The sequence below is a fragment of the Akkermansia sp. genome, assembly GCF_020860705.1.
Classification (GTDB): domain Bacteria; phylum Verrucomicrobiota; class Verrucomicrobiia; order Verrucomicrobiales; family Akkermansiaceae; genus Akkermansia.
Genome location: NZ_JAJBTT010000042.1, coordinates 20,134 through 36,429 on the forward strand (window position 1 = coordinate 20,134; position 16,296 = coordinate 36,429).

The following is a 16,296-nucleotide window of genomic DNA, read 5'->3' on the forward strand; positions in this document are numbered from 1 at the left end:
CCAGAACCCCCTCCTACATGACGGAGGGAGACGGGGGAGCCTGCACAGCGGGGCGGTCTTCAATTTCCCCGGTAATTCCGTTCACGGCTACCCCGTGGCGCACGGCATACAGCCCAGCTTCATCCTCCTTCTTCCCGGCAACGAAAGACCAGTAGTAATTGTTCCGGTCGCGGTAGCAGGCCCATTCCCCGCTAATGCCGGGCCTTGCCTCCATCAGCAGGGAATAGGAATCAGCGGGAGAGACCCTGAAGCCGCGGGGCGTCTCCAGCCCGGAGGAAGGAAAGGAGCAAAGGTCTCCCCTCCAGACCAGTTCCAGGGAAGAGGTGGACAGCAGGCCGTCCGCAAGGCTGCTGCCTGCCAGCATCTGCCCGGTGCCGAGCATGGGCAGGCATGAGGCGCACAGAAGGGCGGCTCCGCAAACGGCGGCGCGCAGGAAAGGGAAAACGGATAAAGACATGGCGTATTCCTGAAAAATGGCGGAAAGGAATCAACCTCCAAAAGCTTCCCCAGTCAATCAAAAACAGGCCTTTCGGCTGATCCGGCAGAAAAATGGCTCCTCTCCGGACGGGTGGACAGCTTGACAACCCCTTCCGGCATTCCTATAGTTTGCCTCCCGTCTGAAAAGGAGGTCCCTTCATGGCAGCCCAGTCACGCAATATCGCAGAGTTGGAAAATGCCCCCATATGGCGTCTGCTGGTCCAGTACTCCCTGCCCTCCATCGCCGGCATGGTGGTGTATTCCCTGTACAACATCATTGACAGCGTCTTCATCGGCCATGGCGTGGGGCCCCTGGCCCTCTCCGGCCTGGCCGTTACCTTCCCCATCATGAACCTGACCTTCGCGCTGGGCACGCTGGTGGGCATCGGCGGGGCGGCCATCAGCTCCATCCGGCTGGGAAAGAAAGACCAGGAGGGAACGGAGCGCACGCTGGGGCACGTCCTCATCATGAGCCTGATCGCCGCCGTGGTGCTGGCGATTCCCACGCTTCTTTTCCTGAAGGAAATCCTGACCGCCTTCGGGGCCAGCGGGCAAACGCTCTCCTATGCGTATGACTTCATGCTCGTTACCCTGCTGGGGCTGCCCGTCACGTACGTCTTCTTCAACCTCAACCACGTCATGAGGGCCACCGGCTACCCGAAAAAGGCCATGGGCTCCACCCTGCTCTCCGTGGGAATCAACATCACCGTGGCGCCCATCTTCATTTTCTGGTTCAAGTGGGGCATCACCGGGGCCGCCCTGGCCACCCTCCTTGCCCAGATCACCGGGATGGTGCGCGTGCTGCTCCATTTTTCAGATCCGGCCAGCACGGTCCGCTTCCGCCATGGAATCTGGCAGTTGAAAAAAGCCATTGTTACAAGCATCCTGTCCATCGGCCTGGCCCCGTGCCTGGTGAACGTATGCGGCAGCGCAGTCACCGTCGCCATCAACAGGCAGCTTGCAGACCACGGGGGAGACCTGGCCATCGGAGCCTACGGCATCATCAACCGCATCCTCATCCTGTTCGCCATGCTCGTCATAGGCCTCACCCAGGGCATGCAGCCCATCATCGGCTACAACCACGGGGCCATGAAGCCGGACCGCGTCCTGCTCACCCTCAAATACGGCGTCCTGGCGGCAACCTCCTTCACCACGTTGGGCTTCCTGGCCTGCATCCTCTTTCCCCGCGGCATTGCCGGAATCTTCACGGATGACGCCGCTCTCATCGGCCTGGCGGCCAACGGCCTGACTATCTGCATGCTGGCCTTTCCGCTCATCGGAAGCCAGATCATCATCGGAAACTTCTTCCAGGCCATCGGCAAGCCCCGGCTGGCCATCTTCCTTTCCCTGACACGCCAGATGCTCTTCCTGCTGCCGTTCCTGCTGGTGCTGCCCAGGTTCTGGGGGCAGGACGGCGTCTGGGCCTCCCTCCCGCTGGCGGACGTGCTTTCCTTCATCGTCACCCTGCTGTTCATTCGCCGGTTCCTCAAATACTACCGCCTGAAAAACAGGCATTATCTGGCGGAAGCGTAAGCAGCCGTCCCCTGGCCTTCCCGGAACGCGGAACGGCTGGACGGAAAAGCCTCTTTTTTCCCGCTTTTCATCCCCTTCCCCGCCATTTTTGCGGGACATAACACCGGCAGTATGCCGAACGCGCCGCGTTTTTTGGAATCTATCTTGTTAAGGTCTCCGTGTGAAATCATCCTCCGGAGCCGTGCCGCCCGGCGCCAGGGAACCGCTTTTCCCATCAGCCGGCAAGCCTCAAGACAGACCAATACGAAATCAACTTACAAGGAATCTGACAAAATGAAAAACGGAATCATGATGCAATACTTTGAGTGGAACCTGCCCAATGACGGGCAGTTCTGGAACAAGCTGAAGGCAGACGCTCCCCATCTGGAGGAAATCGGCGTCACGGCCGTCTGGATTCCGCCGGCCTACAAGGCCAAGGAGCAAAATGACGTGGGCTATGGCACATACGACCTGTTCGACCTGGGGGAATTCGACCAGAAGAACACGGTCCGGACAAAGTACGGCACCAAGCAGGAACTCCAGGACGCCATCAAGGCCCTTCATGAACACCATGTGGGCGTTTACCTGGACGCCGTGATGAACCACAAGGCCGGAGCCGATTATACGGAAAAATTCATGGTGAAGGAAGTGGACCAGGGGGACCGGGAGAAGGAAATCACGGACCCTTATGAAATCGAAGGCTGGACCGGCTTCAACTTTCCCGGCCGCGGAGACAAGTATTCCGACTTCAAATGGCACTGGTACCATTTCACCGGCACGGATTACGACGCAGCTACGAAAAAAACCGCCATCTTCAAGATCATGGGGGACGGCAAGGACTGGAGCGAGGGCGTGGATGAGGAAAACGGCAATTATGACTACCTCATGTTCGCCAACCTGGACTTCGACCATCCGGAAGTGGTGAAGGAGATGGAAAAATGGGGCGTCTGGGTGTCCCGTGAACTGGATCTGGACGGCATGCGGCTGGACGCCATCAAGCACATCAATGATGAGTTCATTAAAAAATTCCTGGCTGCCGTGCGCAAGGACAGGGGGGAAGACTTCTATGCCGTGGGGGAATACTGGAAACAGGACAAGGACTCCCTGGACGCCTACCTGAAGGAGGAACGCTACAAGGTGGACCTGTTTGACGTGCCCCTGCACTACAACATGTACCAGGCTTCCAAGCAGGGCCGTGATTACGACCTGTCCAAGATTCTGGACGATACGCTGGTCCAGAACCATCCCACTCTGGCCGTCACCTTTGTGGACAACCATGACTCCCAGTGGGGCAGTTCCCTGGAATCAGCCGTGGAAGACTGGTTCAAGCCTTCCGCTTATGCACTCATCCTGCTCATGAAAGAAGGCTACCCCTGCATCTTTTACGGGGACTATTACGGAGTGAGCGGCAATCCTCCCATGCACCGCGGCATCATCGACAACCTGCTGGAAATCCGCAAAAACCATGCCTTCGGCGAGCAGAATTACTACTTTGACCACCCGAACACCATCGGCTTCACCCGCGTGGGGGATGAAGACCACCCGCATTCCGGCGTGGCCGTGCTCATCTCCAACGGGGAGGACGGAGACAAGGTCATGAACGTGGGCAAGACGCACGCGGGAGAAACCTGGAAGGAAGCCACCGGCAACGTGGAGGAAACCGTCACCATTGACGAAGAAGGCAACGGACAATTCATCGTCCACGGCGGCAACGTAGCCGTCTGGATTCCGGAAAACGCTCCTCAGGATCCCAAGCAAGACGCCAGGGTGGAAGATGAACAATAAACGCTGAACCGCTGCCCCGGCGGCAGACAAGCCTGCCCGGGAGCTGATGAACGGCCTGGCCCCATCTCCGGATCATCTTCCGGAATGCGGGTCAGGCCGTCCTGACTTTAATCACCAGTTTCCGGATCGTCCCTTCCCCGATGCAGCCGGCATGGGCGTCCTCCGGAAAAAAGACGGCGAACTGCCCAGGCTTCACGACAAAGGAGGCATCCGCCGCATCGTCATAATGCTGAGCGTCCTTTTCCACATGAAACGGTTCGGAGGGAGTTTCCAGATCCGCCCGGTTCTTCCAGGTGAACCCTTCCTCCCGCGAGAGGGGGACATGAATGTCAATGAACCTGTCGTGCACTTCCATGCGCGCCTTCTCCGGCTTCTTCATCAACGGCTCATTCACCATGACGATCAGGGCGTCCTCCTCCAACACATGAGGCCCCGGTTCCAGGGAATCCAGATCGGCTTCCCTGACAAAATCAAAGGCCCGCTTGAAAAGGGGATTCAGCGTCTCATAACGGAAGGAATCGGAAAGGGAGGCAATAATCATGGCGCATGCTCCATGCTGGAGCGGCCCCTATTGTAATAAGCAGGAATAGTCCGTCAAATCCTTTGAACCCTCGCCACGGGATTTCCCGGAATTCCCGTTCCAGATACTTCGCTACCGGGCCTCTCTGTCCGGCGAATGAAAAGCCGGTGAAAGCTGAGCTTCAGGAAACGGACGGCGAAAATACCGCCTCCATTCACCTCCCTTCATGGAGACGTTTTGTCCCCTTTTTCCCCTATCTACAGACATTAACAAAGGAGAAGAAAATCTTCTTAACGTTTCCATAATACTTTCTTTTTCAATCATCCAAAATATAGAAAAGACCCACGCTCGGATTAGCAATCCGGAGTCAAGCCAGAACATTTGGAAGAAAAACGTTTCCTGAAAATTTCCCTTGCCCATCCTCCGTGAATCGTCAACTTTTGCTCAGGAAGCAGATGTGCGCCTCTGGAGCCTGGGAGCGGAAGGCTCCCGCTTTTCGTGGTTAAAAGCTTTTTTGGAGCGCAGCGGAAGCTCTCGGTTACTAGCCTTCACTCCGCTCCGCCAGAGTATCCATTAGGGCCGGGAGGCCCTAATTCCCAGGAGAGAAACTTGCAAAAAAACGGCGGAAATGTTTGCTCACAGCAGATTTGCGCCTCCGGCGACTGGGAACGGAAGGCTCCTGCCTTTCGTAGTTGAAAGCTTTTCTGGAGCGCAGCGGAAGCTCTCCTTCAATAACAGCCATCCTGCTCGCCAAAATATCTATTAGGGCCGGGAGGCCCTAACTCCCACTAATCCCCAGGCGACAGGTGGCCGTAAAAAACGTGCAAGTATTTGTTAAACAGGTATTTTCTCTTTTAAAAGTTTCCGATTGAAACGTCTCCGGAACTCCGCGGATTGCTAATCCGGTAGCGTGCGAATAGTTCAATCATTTCACACGAATATGAAGAAAGCATTATACCTCATCATCCACCTGGCCGTAGTCTCTTTGACAGGCGTCGCTACCGCTGCAACCGTCGAGCTGATGCCGGACATTGGCTCCATGACCGGCCAGGGTTATAACTCCAACGGCCGCCTTTCCGGCGGCAGCATTACGGGAGACGACGTTAAAAACTGGCTCGGTTCCCGTTCTGACGGATGGTACACCACCACCGGCAACGGCGACATGCGCTGGGGGAACGCCACCTCCAACCCGGAGGACCAGACCATCAACCTTCCCAGCATGAACGGCACGGCGGGCGTTTGCTTCGGCCTGAAAATGACCATTGAAAACATCCAGGACTATTCCGGCCTGAGTTTCAGCATGAACCTCACCCCTTCCGGAACTACCGGCACGTACACCTATTCCGTCTGGTATGAAACCAATGACGGGGAAATGGTGGAACTCTGCAAGGAAACGAGGAACAATAACGGTACCCCCTGGAACGTGCACTATGACCTCACGGAAGACCAGTTGAAAGCCATGAAGGAAAACGGCAACGGCAAGGTTTATGCCGTTGTGGGAAGCACTGGCGGCAACGGAGGCGATAACGCCACTATTGAAGACTTTTCCCTGGAAGGGACGTTAGCCGTTCCCGAACCGGCGGCGGCCTCCCTGGGGCTGCTGGGCCTCGCCGGCCTGATGCTGCGCCGCCGCAGAGTGCGGTCCTGAAATATGCTTTCTTTCGGTGAATCAAGGCTGTTCCGGAACGGGAACAGCCTTTTTCATGTCCGGGCGTTTAAAAAACAGCTGTCTTTCCTGTGCCATGCTTTTTCCGTTTTTTCAATCCGGCTGAACAGAGTTAAAAAAAACTCCCTACGGCACCAGAACCAGGCTTCTGTTGTTTTCCCTGTATATAAACATGTTATTAACCATAAAACACGGGGAAAACTTGCCAGGTCGTGGCGGATGGTATATTAGAGTAACTATAAGCAATCCACCACACGATGATCACCCGGAAGAATCAATCCTGCACCTATCGACCCTCTCATGACCGAACCCCCAAATATACCGTGAAGCAGGTTGCGGAAATGATGGAAATGTCCGCCTACACCATCCGCTACTATGAAAACGCCGGGCTAATCCCGGACGTGGACCGCAGCGGAGGAAACGCCCGCATGTTTTCCGACTACACGCTGGGATGGCTCCGCCTGGTCCACTGCCTACGGATGACGGGCCTCCCGATTGAGGGCGTCAAGCACTACATTGACCTGTGCCAGGAAGGGGACACCACCATTCCGGAACGCGCCGAACTGATTTTCAAGCAGGAGAAAAGCCTGCGGGAACAGCTCCGCATCCTGAAAAAACAAATGGAAGTCTTGAAGTACAAGAAGAAATTCTATCAGGACCTCCTGAACAACCGCAGGCCGGACAGCTGCAATCCGCTGAACCACCTCAGCGCAAACGAACCGAACATCGCGCCGGAGGAATAACCCCTTCCATCAACAACCGTAACAGGCAACGTCCTGGAATTTCAGTGAAATTCCAGGACGCTCTATTTTTCCGTTAAGGAGAAAACATTTCCCCTCCCTGCCCCCGCTTCGGAGGGAAAGGAGGGGAACTCCGGAAAATCCCGGGTCTTTATTTACTCCCCGTCGCCTCCGCGTATTCCGCATCCGTCACGGGGCCTCCCCATGTCGTCTTGTTGGAAGCCGCCCTGGGCGTAATGCCGAGGTGGACGAATTCACTGTCCGGCGCGGCGCCGTGCCAGTGTTCCGTATTCGCCGGGATTTCCACCACGGCCCCCGAAGCCAGGCGCCGTGCGGCCTTGCCGCGCTCCTGGTAATACCCCGCGCCTTCCGTGCAGAGCAGCACCTGCCCCACGGAATGGCTGTGCCAGTTGTTCCGCGTACCCGGAGCGAAGGTGACGTTATAGGCGGACATGTCGTAATTCTTGTTGTCCACCAGCATGGCTACCCAGGCTTTTCCGGTGAAATTGGCCGGAGCCGGCTCCCCTTTGGGGAAGACGTCTTTTTGCGCCGCCGCACCGGACACCGCCAGAATGGCCTCCACCTGCTCGTCCGTCAGGCCGTTGTGCCTGCCGATGCGGATATGGGAATTCAACTGACTTTCCGTTCCCGTCATGGCAGCCAGGGCCGCAATAGTGGCAAGCTCCCGGGTTTTCCAGTCCAGGTTGTCGCGGCCAAAAATATCCCCGAACAAATGCGCTTTCAGGAACTCGTCAATGGCCGGGGCAAACAGGAAGAGATCTCCCTTCACCGGAGCGCCGCAAAGCTTCGTCTGGTTGGCCGTGCCGAAGTCAATGCTCTTTCCGGCGGGAGGCGCTCCCGCCTCCGCTCCCAGCGTATCATTGATGCCTCGCGCGGCGCGCTCCTTCGCCAGGGCCATCAATTCATTCAGGGCGTTCAGACTGCGGGGGAAACCGCAGTAGGCATACATCTGGACCAGGACTTCCTTAATCTCATTCAGGGTCAGGCCGGCGTCCAGCCCCGCAGCCAGGGCGTTCCGGAGGCCGGGCATGTCCCCCCTGGCCGTATGGGCGCTGATGGCGGCGATCTGCCGTTCCTGTGGCGACAAGGCGCTTGTATCGTTATTCATGGTTTGAGCTTCTGAAAGGTTCATCAGACAGGCGAGGGAAAAAGCCATTCCCATCAGGATTCGTTTCATGGAGAGCGTTATTTGTTGATGGTGATCGTGTCATTGACCCACTTGACCAGAGCGGCCCTTGCCGTACGGATGCCAGCTCCGGAAAAGGCCCCGCCCTTGAGAACGGTGGACTTGGGGCACAGTTTGCGCACCTGCTCCTCACAGTGCGCCATGCCGCCTCCCCCGTGCGTCACAAACGGGATCACCGTCTTTCCGGAAAGGTCATGGCCCGACAGGAAAGAGGCGACCGGAGGCGCGAGAGAACTCCACCAGTTGGGACTGCCGATGAAAATCACGTCGTACTTGCCGATGTCCTCCACCTTGGCAGCCAGCTCCGGCTGAACTCCGTCCTGAATCTCCTTCTTGGCCTGTACGGTACATTCCCGGTATTCGGAGGGGTAAGGCTTGACCGGCTTGATTTCAAACAGGGTTCCGCCCGTCGCCTTCTGAATCTGCGAAGCAGCGTACTTCGTATTGCCGCCCCAGGAATAGTAGGCAATGAGAACCTTTCCCGGTTCCGCGGAAACCTTGGGCTGTTCCTCCCCTGAGCAGCCCGCCCCCGTCATCAGGGCGGCTGCCAGCGTGCATATGATTGATATTGTTTTCATATATTGAATGGTCTTGATTGAAAGAAGAGGCGGAAAACGGCCTGCGGTGAAACACGGTTTCATCCGGCAGTCTTCCTGCACAAGTCTTGTTTCTTATCCATCTCTAAAGGTTAGAGTAACTATAAGTCAATATGTTTTTTCATCTTTCCAAAAGACTGCATCCACCCTACTCTAAATTCTGCATTCTCCACACTCTTGCTACTCTTTCCGAAGCCGGAGCAGCACGATTTCCGAAGGAACGCCGATGCGAATGGGAAAACCGTTCCAGATTCCCGCCCCGTTGGAGACATACAGCTTCATGCCTCCTACCGTGTACAATCCGGAAACGAAGCCTTCATTAAACCGGGCCACAATCCGGTCAATTCCGGAAATCATGCCTCCATGCGTATGACCGGAAACCTGAAGGTCCACGCCGTGTTCCGCCGCCTCCGGCGCCAGCCGCGGCTGATGGGCGGCGAGAATGCGCACGCCCCGTTCCGGAGCTCCCGCCAGGGCCTTGCCGATGTCCGGCTCCTCCCTCCCCATGATGGCGGCCACAGGATCGGTCACTCCCGCCAGCACCACGGCGTCCCCTCCCGTCAGCACATGCTCGTTGGAAAGCATCCTGATACCCAGGGAGGGAAGAAACTCCATCCATTCCTCATACCCGGAATAATACTCATGGTTGCCCGGCACGCCGAACACCCCGTATCTGGCCTTCAACTCCGCAAGCGGCTTCAAGTCCTCCCCATGCACGGGAACCGTTCCATCCACAAAATCCCCGGCAATAATAACGATGTCCGGATTCAGGGCGTTCGTGCGCTGCACGATCTTCCTGATGCGGTCCGCCCGCGTGATGCCGTCCACATGAAGGTCCGCCAGCACAGCGACCGTCAGGCCTTCCGCACGTTCCGGCAGATGGTTCACGGCAATCGTTTCCTCCCTTACCTGCGGCACGCCGGTGCCGCCGATGATGCCCACGGTAGCCAGCACGGCGGCAAGAACCAGCAGGGCAAGATTCACCCGGTTGCCGATGATGCGGAACTGTTCCGTCCTCTTCTTACGCAGGCAAAGCAGGACCAGCAGATACAGGCCGCGCACCACGTCCGCCGCCAGCAGCAGGAAAAAGAACAGGAAAAGAACGGAAAACAGCCATGCGGCCGCCAGCAGGATTCCTTCAGGCAGAACCGGGGAAAAGAACATGGGGCCGCCGAACAAATGCAGCAGATGGAATTTAAAGGCAGCCACCGCCAGAAGGAGGGCCAGCAGGAGCTTCCAGCCCCATTTCAGCCGCAATGGCAGGATGGCGCGGCAGAAAACGTAAACGGCGAGCAATGCCCCGAAAATCAGTATCATGTGTTTTTTCAGTAAAAATTCATTAAACTCCGCTGAATTGGTATGGCCGTAGGGAGGGAAACCCGGCGGCATCCCCCTACCGTGAAAGGGAAGATGCCATGCCGTCCTATCCGGAGACGGCCTCCGGGCCGCTCCCTGTCTCCTGCCATGGCCGCAGGAAAGAAAAGGCTTCCCCTAGCCCAACGGCTCCTATCCCGGCCGGGACAGGGCTTTCCTTCTCTCTTCCCTGACCCTATCTCCCGTAATTGATCAGGTACAGGACGGATTCCGGATCCTGATGGCACAGGAAAAGGCTTTCCCCGCGGTCGAGCCTGGCGATGGCTCCCATGTCTTCCTGGGAAAGTTCAAAGTCAAAGACGTTAAAATTCTCCTCCATCCTTTCCCGGTGGGTCGTCTTCGGAATGACGATGATCCCGCGCTGAATCAGGAAGCGCAGGGCCGTCTGCGCCGCGGTCTTGCCGTACTTCTCTCCGATGTCCTTCAGCACCGCGTTCGTGAAAAATCCGTTGCGCCCTTCCGCAAAAGGCCCCCAGGATTCCACCCGGGTACCGTACTTGGCCATGAGTTCCTGGGCCTTCACCTGCTGGTTGAACACGTGCGTTTCCACCTGGTTGACGGCGGGCTTGATCTCGCAGAACTCCGCCAGGTCCACAAAACGGTCCGGATAAAAATTGCTCACGCCGATGGCGCGGACCTTGCCGGCCCGGAGCGCCTCTTCCATGGCCCGGTAAGTGCCGTAATAATCGTTGAAGGGCTGGTGGATGAGCAGCAGGTCCACGTAATCCGTGCGCAGCTTGCGCAGGGATTCGTCTATGGAAGCTTTCGCCTTTTCATAACCGCCGTTGGTAATCCACACCTTGGTGGTGAGGAACAGCTCTTCTCGCGGCACCCCGCTCTTCTCCGCCGCACGGCCTACGGCCTCCTCATTGCCGTAAATCTGGGCCGTATCAATGGAACGGTAACCGACGTCGATCGCGTCCAGAACGCAGCGCTCGCACTCCGCGGCGTCAGGTATCTGAAAAACTCCAAAGCCCAGGATGGGCATGACCACTCCGTTATTCAATGTAACTTCTTCCATCATTGTTTCTGTTGGTATTATTTTCTTAATATTAAAGGGAAATGTTTCGTCAAGCGACTGTCTGCGGCGGCAGCTCCTTCAGCTCATACTTCCTGGTGCCCAGGCCTATTTGTTCAGCGTAATCCACCGTATGGCGGCCATGGCGGCTCTCAATACGCTCTATCAGGGGCTTGCTGTTGTCACCCTCGGATGGCTTGACGGCGTAAACGAGGTCCAGGCAGGCCTGGTCCAGCGCAACCGGATCGGTGGAGGCCAGAATGCCGATGTCCTTCATTTCCGGATCATGGGGATGGGCGTCGCAATCACAGTCAATGGACATCTTGTTCATAACGTTGATGTACAAAATCCTGTCCCCGAAGTAATCGGCCACCGCCTGCGCGGAAGCCGCCATGGACTCCAGAAAATCATCCTGTTTGGCCAGATTGTTCCACACGGCGGAAACGTCCCGCGTTTTTCCGGCGGAATGGATGTACGCCTTGCCGCCCGCGGAAGCCACGCCAATGGACTGGTTCTTGATCACCCCGCCGAAGCCGCCCATGGCATGCCCCTTGAAATGGGCCAGGTTGATCATGAAATCATAGTTCTTCAAATGATTCCCCACGATGTCGAATTCCAGGTGCTTCCTGTCCTTCACCGGAATGGTGAACTCTCCCTCCGCGTCCATGATGTCCACCCGGGCAATGTCGGAAAAACCGTGGTCCTTCGCCGCCTTAAGGTGGTCCTCCGTCCGGGAGCGCTTGCCGCCGTAAGCCGTATTGCACTCCACAATGGTGCCTTTCACGTGATGCACCAGATCCTTGATCAGATCCGGACTCAGGAAGTTATGGCCGCCCGGTTCCCCGGTGCTGATCTTGACGGCCACCCTGCCGGAAGCCGGTCGCCCCAGAGCCTGGTAAATCCTTACAAGAGCCTCAGGAGAAATCTCCTTCGTCATCCATACCCTGGAGGCCCCGTTCTTCTCCCCTGCGGCGCCCAGGGCGTACTCCGGCAGCGCCAGAGAGGCCAGGATGGCGGTGGAGGATTGAAGCCACGCTCTTCTAGTCAGATTGTTTCCCATGGTAACTTGATTGTTTGTGATTGATGATTGATTGTTCTTCTCCCTATTGGTAAGAGACTCCGTACGCCGGGAGCGTTCATGTTCCGGCAACGCGGCCGCCCAGGGTCCGGCAAATTCTTTCCAGCCCCTCAAGCAGCAATTTCCGGGGACAGGCGATGTTCAGGCGGATGAAGCACCCCTCCGTCTCCCCATACATTTCCCCGCCGTTCACCAGCACCCGGCCCTCTTCCTCCAGCAGACGGACAACTTCCCCGGAGGCAAGCCCCAGCGCGGAACAATCTATCCAGACCAGATAGGTTCCCTCCAGCGGCAGCACGCGGAGCTGCGGCAGGCGTTCCTTCAGCACATCCCTGACCGTCCCGTAATTCCCGTAAAGGTAAAGCTTCAGCTCCTCCAGCCAGTCCTCCCCGTGGTTGTAGGCCGCTTCCAGCGCATCCACGGCGAAGGAGTTGACGTCACACACCTCATTGATGTTGATTGCTTTGTCAATCTTCTTCCGCACCTCTTCATCCGCCGCGACGATGTTGGCGATCTGGATGCCCGCCAGATTGAACGCCTTGCTGGGTGAAATGCAGGTGACGGAATGGAGCAGGACATCCTCTGAAAGGGAGGCGAAAGGAGTGTAGGGATGCCCCGGATACGTCAATTCGCAATGAATCTCGTCAGACACCACAAAAACGCCGTTCTTCCGGCAGATGGCCGCGATCGTCTCCAGCTCCGGCTTCGTCCAGACGCGTCCGGCGGGATTATGCGGATTGCACAGGAGCATCAGCTTGACGGCAGGATCGGCCGCCTTCCGCTCCAGGTCTTCCACATCCAGCGTATATCTTCCGTTCTCGTACTTCAGCGGATTGGCCTCCGTCACGCATCCGTTATTGCGGATGGAGGAGAAAAAGCAGTTATACACGGGCGTCTGCACCAGCACCTTGTCCCCCGGAGACGCCAGGGCCCTGATAATGGCGGACAGCGCGGGAACCACCCCCGTCGTGTAAATCATCCACTCCGGATTGATCTTCCAGCCGTGGCGGCGTTCGAACCAGTTCGTGACCGCCTCATAATAGGAATCCGGCACCCGGGTGTAGCCGAAAATGCCGTGCTCGGCCCTCTTCCGGAGGGCCTCCGTCACGGCCGGGGCCGTCCGGAAATCCATGTCCGCCACCCACATGGGCAGAATATCCGCCTGCGGCATGGAATCCCACTTGTAGGAATTCGTGCCGCGGCGCGGAACAACGGTATCAAAATCGTACTTCATGCGGCTTCTCCCGATTGTTTTTTCCCCGTTTCAATGGAACAGTTGCCCGGCGCCTTGCAGTGCTCGTCCAGAATGATTTCCCCATACCCTTCCGCCACGATGCGGCCGCTGCGCGGATTCTTGACGCTGTGCACGCGTCCCTTGATCTCCGCCTGGACGGAAGAACACTCAAAGCAAAGGTCAGCATCCTCCCCGAACGTGCAGTTCTCCAGCACCAGGTTTTCCGCGTAGCACAAGGACTGCGTGCCGGAGATCCGGCAATTCACCAGACGAAGGTTTTTGGAATGCCAGCCCAGGTATTCCCCGTCCAGCACGGAATCATGCACCGTAACATCCTCCGTATTCCAGAAGGCATCCTTGGAATGGATCTCCGCCCCGCGGATCACCACGTTCCGGCAATACTGGAAGGAGTAATTCCCGTTCAGGCGGAACCGGTCAATGCGGATATTCTCCCCATGCATGAACAGGTAATCTCCGTTGTCCGCCTGCACATTGCTCAACTCCGCATTCCGGCAGTGCCAGCAGCATTCCAGGGCATCCGTCAGGACCACGTTCTCCAGAACCATTCCGTCCATGTCCCGGAACATCTTGGGGGCCTCCACCCGCGTATCCTTCATGCGCAGGTTCCGGGAATACCAGATGGCGGCCCGGGCGCCTTCCTTGAACAGGCAGTCCTGAATCAGGATCCCGTCATTGTGCCAGAAAGGGTACTTCCCCTGGAACTCGCATCGCACGGCTTCAATGTCGGAGCACTCCTTCAGGGCGGACTCCCCCGGATAAATCGTAACGTCTTCCAGCCTCAAATGATGGGAGGCGAACAAGGGGCGCTCCCCCTCGTAGGAAGTGTTTTTAATAATTCTCTTGGTCATGGTGATGATCTGGTAAAATGTTCTTCCGGCCTTCATGGCGTGCCGTTTAAGCAGCGGCCGATTTCCGGAAAAGGAGAGAGCCGGAGAAAGATGGGGAACGGGCTGGCCGCCCTCCATGCCTTCTTCTTTCTTTCTTCAGGCTATTCGTTATAGTAACTGTAATGCAAAGCATTTTTAGCATTTTCTGGTTCATCATTTATAATGTTTTCATATTCAGCAAATATTAACTGTCATAACAATCTCCCCATCAACGGGGATACATGAAAACATCTTCATTCTTCCCTTTCACTCCGGCCGCGCACCCAAAACGACGGTTACCAACAGGTTCCCCTAAGCGCCTACGTTGTTGACCGCTTCCTCTGCGCTGGAACGGTACTTGGCGTAGTCATCGCTTCACGTCAATGGTCACGCGGAACTTCCCGGGAACATCCAGGAACTTGAGGTCTTCCCCATCCACGCTTCCCGGAATGACCAGGCTGCCGGAGGGCCTGAAATCCTTCCTGAAAATGCACAAATTGCCCCACGGGTCGTAATAGGCAATCGCCCCGCGGAAAGGTTCTCCCATGGCGGGAGCCCCGTCCGTGGACAACTTGCCGGACAAGGGGCCGATCTTCTCTGTACCGCCGTAATCTTCCAGAATAAGAGTCAGGGGAAGCAGGAAAAGAAAATCCATGCAGACGCCGGTTCCCCATCTGAACTTTTCATGCCTGCACAGGGCCGTTTCCACCGGAGGAAAATGCCGGGTTCTTCATCAAACATGGCCCCGAATTTCTCCGGATACGGCATCAAAAAGGAACCGTTCCGGAGAGTTGGCATAAGCACGCTTACTGCCTCTCGGCACAGGAGGCCTTGGCCGCCTGCAAATCGGAATTATCCATTTCCACAGCCAGCCAGAATACTCCGACAGCCAGCAGGCCAAAAGCGCAGGCTCCTGCAATGGAAAAAATGGTTTGAAGTATTTTCTCCCGTTCCATCTTTGCCCTGCATTGATGGATCAACGCTTGCGCCCCCCTGAAAACCGAATGGATCCGGCCACGCCATCCTTCTTCTTCCGGAGGCTGTCTGTTGGAATAAAGGTCGGACCTCATGCCCAGGGGACAGGGAAACGGCTCAGGCTTCATCATGGAAAGGTCTAAAGGCATGTACTTCATAACGCCTTTTTAACGATTTTCGTTAATCAGTCAACCTAATTTCACGAATTTAATTTATTTCTTTCTATCGACAATTCACGAAAATCGTGTATCATTAAGCCATGACCCCGACAAAGGAGGATGTGAAAAACTGGTTGAAAGCCATTGGCAAGGACCGTGACTGGCTGGCCAGGGAATGCGGCACGGAAAAGGGAACGGTGAATAACTGGCTTTCCCCTTCCGGCCCCTTTCCTGCAAACGCCATTTTAAAAATTCACTCCCTGATGTCTCAAGGCACCCCCGTTCAGCCGGAAGACGTTCCCATTCAGCTCAACCGCCTGGTGCTCGAAATTACGGAGGAACGCATGCGGAAGTATGAAACGGCAGCCTCTGAAAAAGGCGTTCCCCTCCGCCAGTGGCTGACGGATCTGGCGGATGAAGCTGCGGACGTGCATCAACGCCGCCCTGAACGAACTCCCTCCGTTCCCATGATTGAAAAATTCCCGGTCCCTGCCGGACACGCCGTTCACGAATACAGTACGCAGATTGTCGGCAACATTGCCGCAGGTTCTCTGTCGGAAAGCGATACCGTACCGTCCACCATTTACTTGAAAAAGCCCCTGGGCAGGAATGAATACGTCGTCCGCGTAGAAGGAAAATCCATGGAACCCCTCATCATGGACGGTGCGCTGGTGGTCATGCGGCGCCATACGGCCCCGCCCATCCCCAAACCGGGCACGATCGTGGAATACAATGACGGGCGCGGCGTCACCCTGAAAAAGCTGGTATGCAGGAAAAACGCGAAAACAGGGAAAACGGAACACGTGCTGCAACCCATCAATCCCGCGTTCAAGGACATTGACCCCATCGACGGAGGCAGCATTTCCGGAGTATATGTGGAAACGCTTGCCAACTATCGCAAGGGATAAACTCCATCTGCCTGTTCCCGAAAAAATTGCTTCCGGCACTCCGGTTCCACCGGCCATGCTGGCCCCTGTTTCTTCCTTCCCCTACAGCGCCAACGTCCGTGCTCCGGGAGCATGTCTCGGCATCTGTGACTGTACGCTGGCCGGGCAGGTAAGCCATTCTG

16 protein-coding genes are annotated in these 16,296 nt (G+C 56.7%); 5 read left to right on the plus strand and 11 right to left on the minus strand.

The window, feature by feature from the left end:
• Positions 1 to 13: 13 nt before the first annotated feature.
• A complete protein-coding gene (locus LIO64_RS09820) occupies positions 14 to 457 on the minus strand; it encodes a hypothetical protein (RefSeq protein WP_290549264.1) in 444 nt (147 codons plus the stop codon).
• Positions 458 to 636: 179 nt separating this feature from the next.
• Between LIO64_RS09820 and LIO64_RS09825 the strand changes: the two genes are divergently transcribed.
• Both LIO64_RS09825 and LIO64_RS09830 read left to right on the plus strand, forming a co-directional pair.
• Positions 637 to 2,010, plus strand: coding sequence for an MATE family efflux transporter (locus tag LIO64_RS09825; RefSeq protein ID WP_290549265.1), 1,374 nt, complete (start codon positions 637 to 639; stop codon positions 2,008 to 2,010).
• A 273-nt stretch (positions 2,011 to 2,283) separates the two neighbouring features.
• The gene (locus LIO64_RS09830) at positions 2,284 to 3,774 is read left to right on the plus strand and encodes an alpha-amylase (RefSeq protein WP_290549266.1); all 1,491 of its coding nucleotides are present in this window, start codon (positions 2,284 to 2,286) and stop codon (positions 3,772 to 3,774) included.
• Between the two features lie 91 nt (positions 3,775 to 3,865).
• Here LIO64_RS09830 and LIO64_RS09835 read toward each other — a convergent pair whose 3' ends face one another.
• Entirely contained in the window at positions 3,866 to 4,315 is a 450-nt protein-coding gene (locus LIO64_RS09835; RefSeq protein ID WP_290549267.1) for a YhcH/YjgK/YiaL family protein, read from the minus strand.
• A 919-nt stretch (positions 4,316 to 5,234) separates the two neighbouring features.
• Between LIO64_RS09835 and LIO64_RS09840 the strand changes: the two genes are divergently transcribed.
• Together LIO64_RS09840 and LIO64_RS09845 are read left to right on the plus strand one after the other, a co-directional pair.
• Complete coding sequence (locus tag LIO64_RS09840) at positions 5,235 to 5,942, plus strand: PEP-CTERM sorting domain-containing protein (protein ID WP_290549268.1); 708 nt, start codon at positions 5,235 to 5,237, stop codon at positions 5,940 to 5,942.
• 275 nt (positions 5,943 to 6,217) lie between these two features.
• Positions 6,218 to 6,703, plus strand: a complete 486-nt coding sequence (locus LIO64_RS09845) for a MerR family transcriptional regulator (RefSeq protein WP_290549269.1) — start codon at positions 6,218 to 6,220, stop codon at positions 6,701 to 6,703.
• A 148-nt stretch (positions 6,704 to 6,851) separates the two neighbouring features.
• On the opposite strand, the gene LIO64_RS09850 is transcribed toward LIO64_RS09845, so the two are convergent.
• The 9 genes from LIO64_RS09850 to LIO64_RS09890 all read right to left on the minus strand — a co-directional run bounded on the left by LIO64_RS09850 (position 6,852) and on the right by LIO64_RS09890 (position 15,050).
• Positions 6,852 to 7,898, minus strand: coding sequence for a carboxymuconolactone decarboxylase family protein (locus LIO64_RS09850; RefSeq protein ID WP_290549270.1), 1,047 nt, complete (start codon positions 7,896 to 7,898; stop codon positions 6,852 to 6,854).
• 8 nt (positions 7,899 to 7,906) lie between these two features.
• A complete protein-coding gene (locus LIO64_RS09855; RefSeq protein ID WP_290549271.1) occupies positions 7,907 to 8,485 on the minus strand; it encodes a flavodoxin in 579 nt (192 codons plus the stop codon).
• A 198-nt stretch (positions 8,486 to 8,683) separates the two neighbouring features.
• Positions 8,684 to 9,820 (minus strand): metallophosphoesterase, encoded by a 1,137-nt coding sequence (locus LIO64_RS09860; protein ID WP_290549272.1) that lies wholly within the window; start codon positions 9,818 to 9,820, stop codon positions 8,684 to 8,686.
• Positions 9,821 to 10,052: 232 nt separating this feature from the next.
• A complete protein-coding gene (locus LIO64_RS09865) occupies positions 10,053 to 10,898 on the minus strand; it encodes an aldo/keto reductase (RefSeq protein WP_345779585.1) in 846 nt (281 codons plus the stop codon).
• A 49-nt stretch (positions 10,899 to 10,947) separates the two neighbouring features.
• Positions 10,948 to 11,955, minus strand: a complete 1,008-nt coding sequence (locus LIO64_RS09870) for a DUF362 domain-containing protein (protein ID WP_290549274.1) — start codon at positions 11,953 to 11,955, stop codon at positions 10,948 to 10,950.
• Positions 11,956 to 12,031: 76 nt separating this feature from the next.
• Positions 12,032 to 13,207: a MalY/PatB family protein gene (locus tag LIO64_RS09875; protein ID WP_290549275.1), complete on the minus strand. Its 1,176-nt coding sequence runs from the start codon at positions 13,205 to 13,207 to the stop codon at positions 12,032 to 12,034.
• Positions 13,204 to 14,076 (minus strand): DUF3737 family protein, encoded by an 873-nt coding sequence (locus LIO64_RS09880; RefSeq protein WP_290549276.1) that lies wholly within the window; start codon positions 14,074 to 14,076, stop codon positions 13,204 to 13,206. Before LIO64_RS09880 ends, LIO64_RS09875 begins: the two co-directional genes overlap by 4 nt.
• Before the next feature lie 385 nt (positions 14,077 to 14,461).
• Positions 14,462 to 14,749, minus strand: coding sequence for a cyclophilin-like fold protein (locus LIO64_RS09885; RefSeq protein WP_290549277.1), 288 nt, complete (start codon positions 14,747 to 14,749; stop codon positions 14,462 to 14,464).
• 151 nt (positions 14,750 to 14,900) lie between these two features.
• The gene (locus tag LIO64_RS09890; RefSeq protein ID WP_290549278.1) at positions 14,901 to 15,050 is read right to left on the minus strand and encodes a hypothetical protein; all 150 of its coding nucleotides are present in this window, start codon (positions 15,048 to 15,050) and stop codon (positions 14,901 to 14,903) included.
• A gap of 278 nt (positions 15,051 to 15,328) precedes the next feature.
• Between LIO64_RS09890 and LIO64_RS09895 the strand changes: the two genes are divergently transcribed.
• Positions 15,329 to 16,135, plus strand: coding sequence for a S24 family peptidase (locus LIO64_RS09895; RefSeq protein ID WP_290549279.1), 807 nt, complete (start codon positions 15,329 to 15,331; stop codon positions 16,133 to 16,135).
• Positions 16,136 to 16,296: the final 161 nt, after the last annotated feature.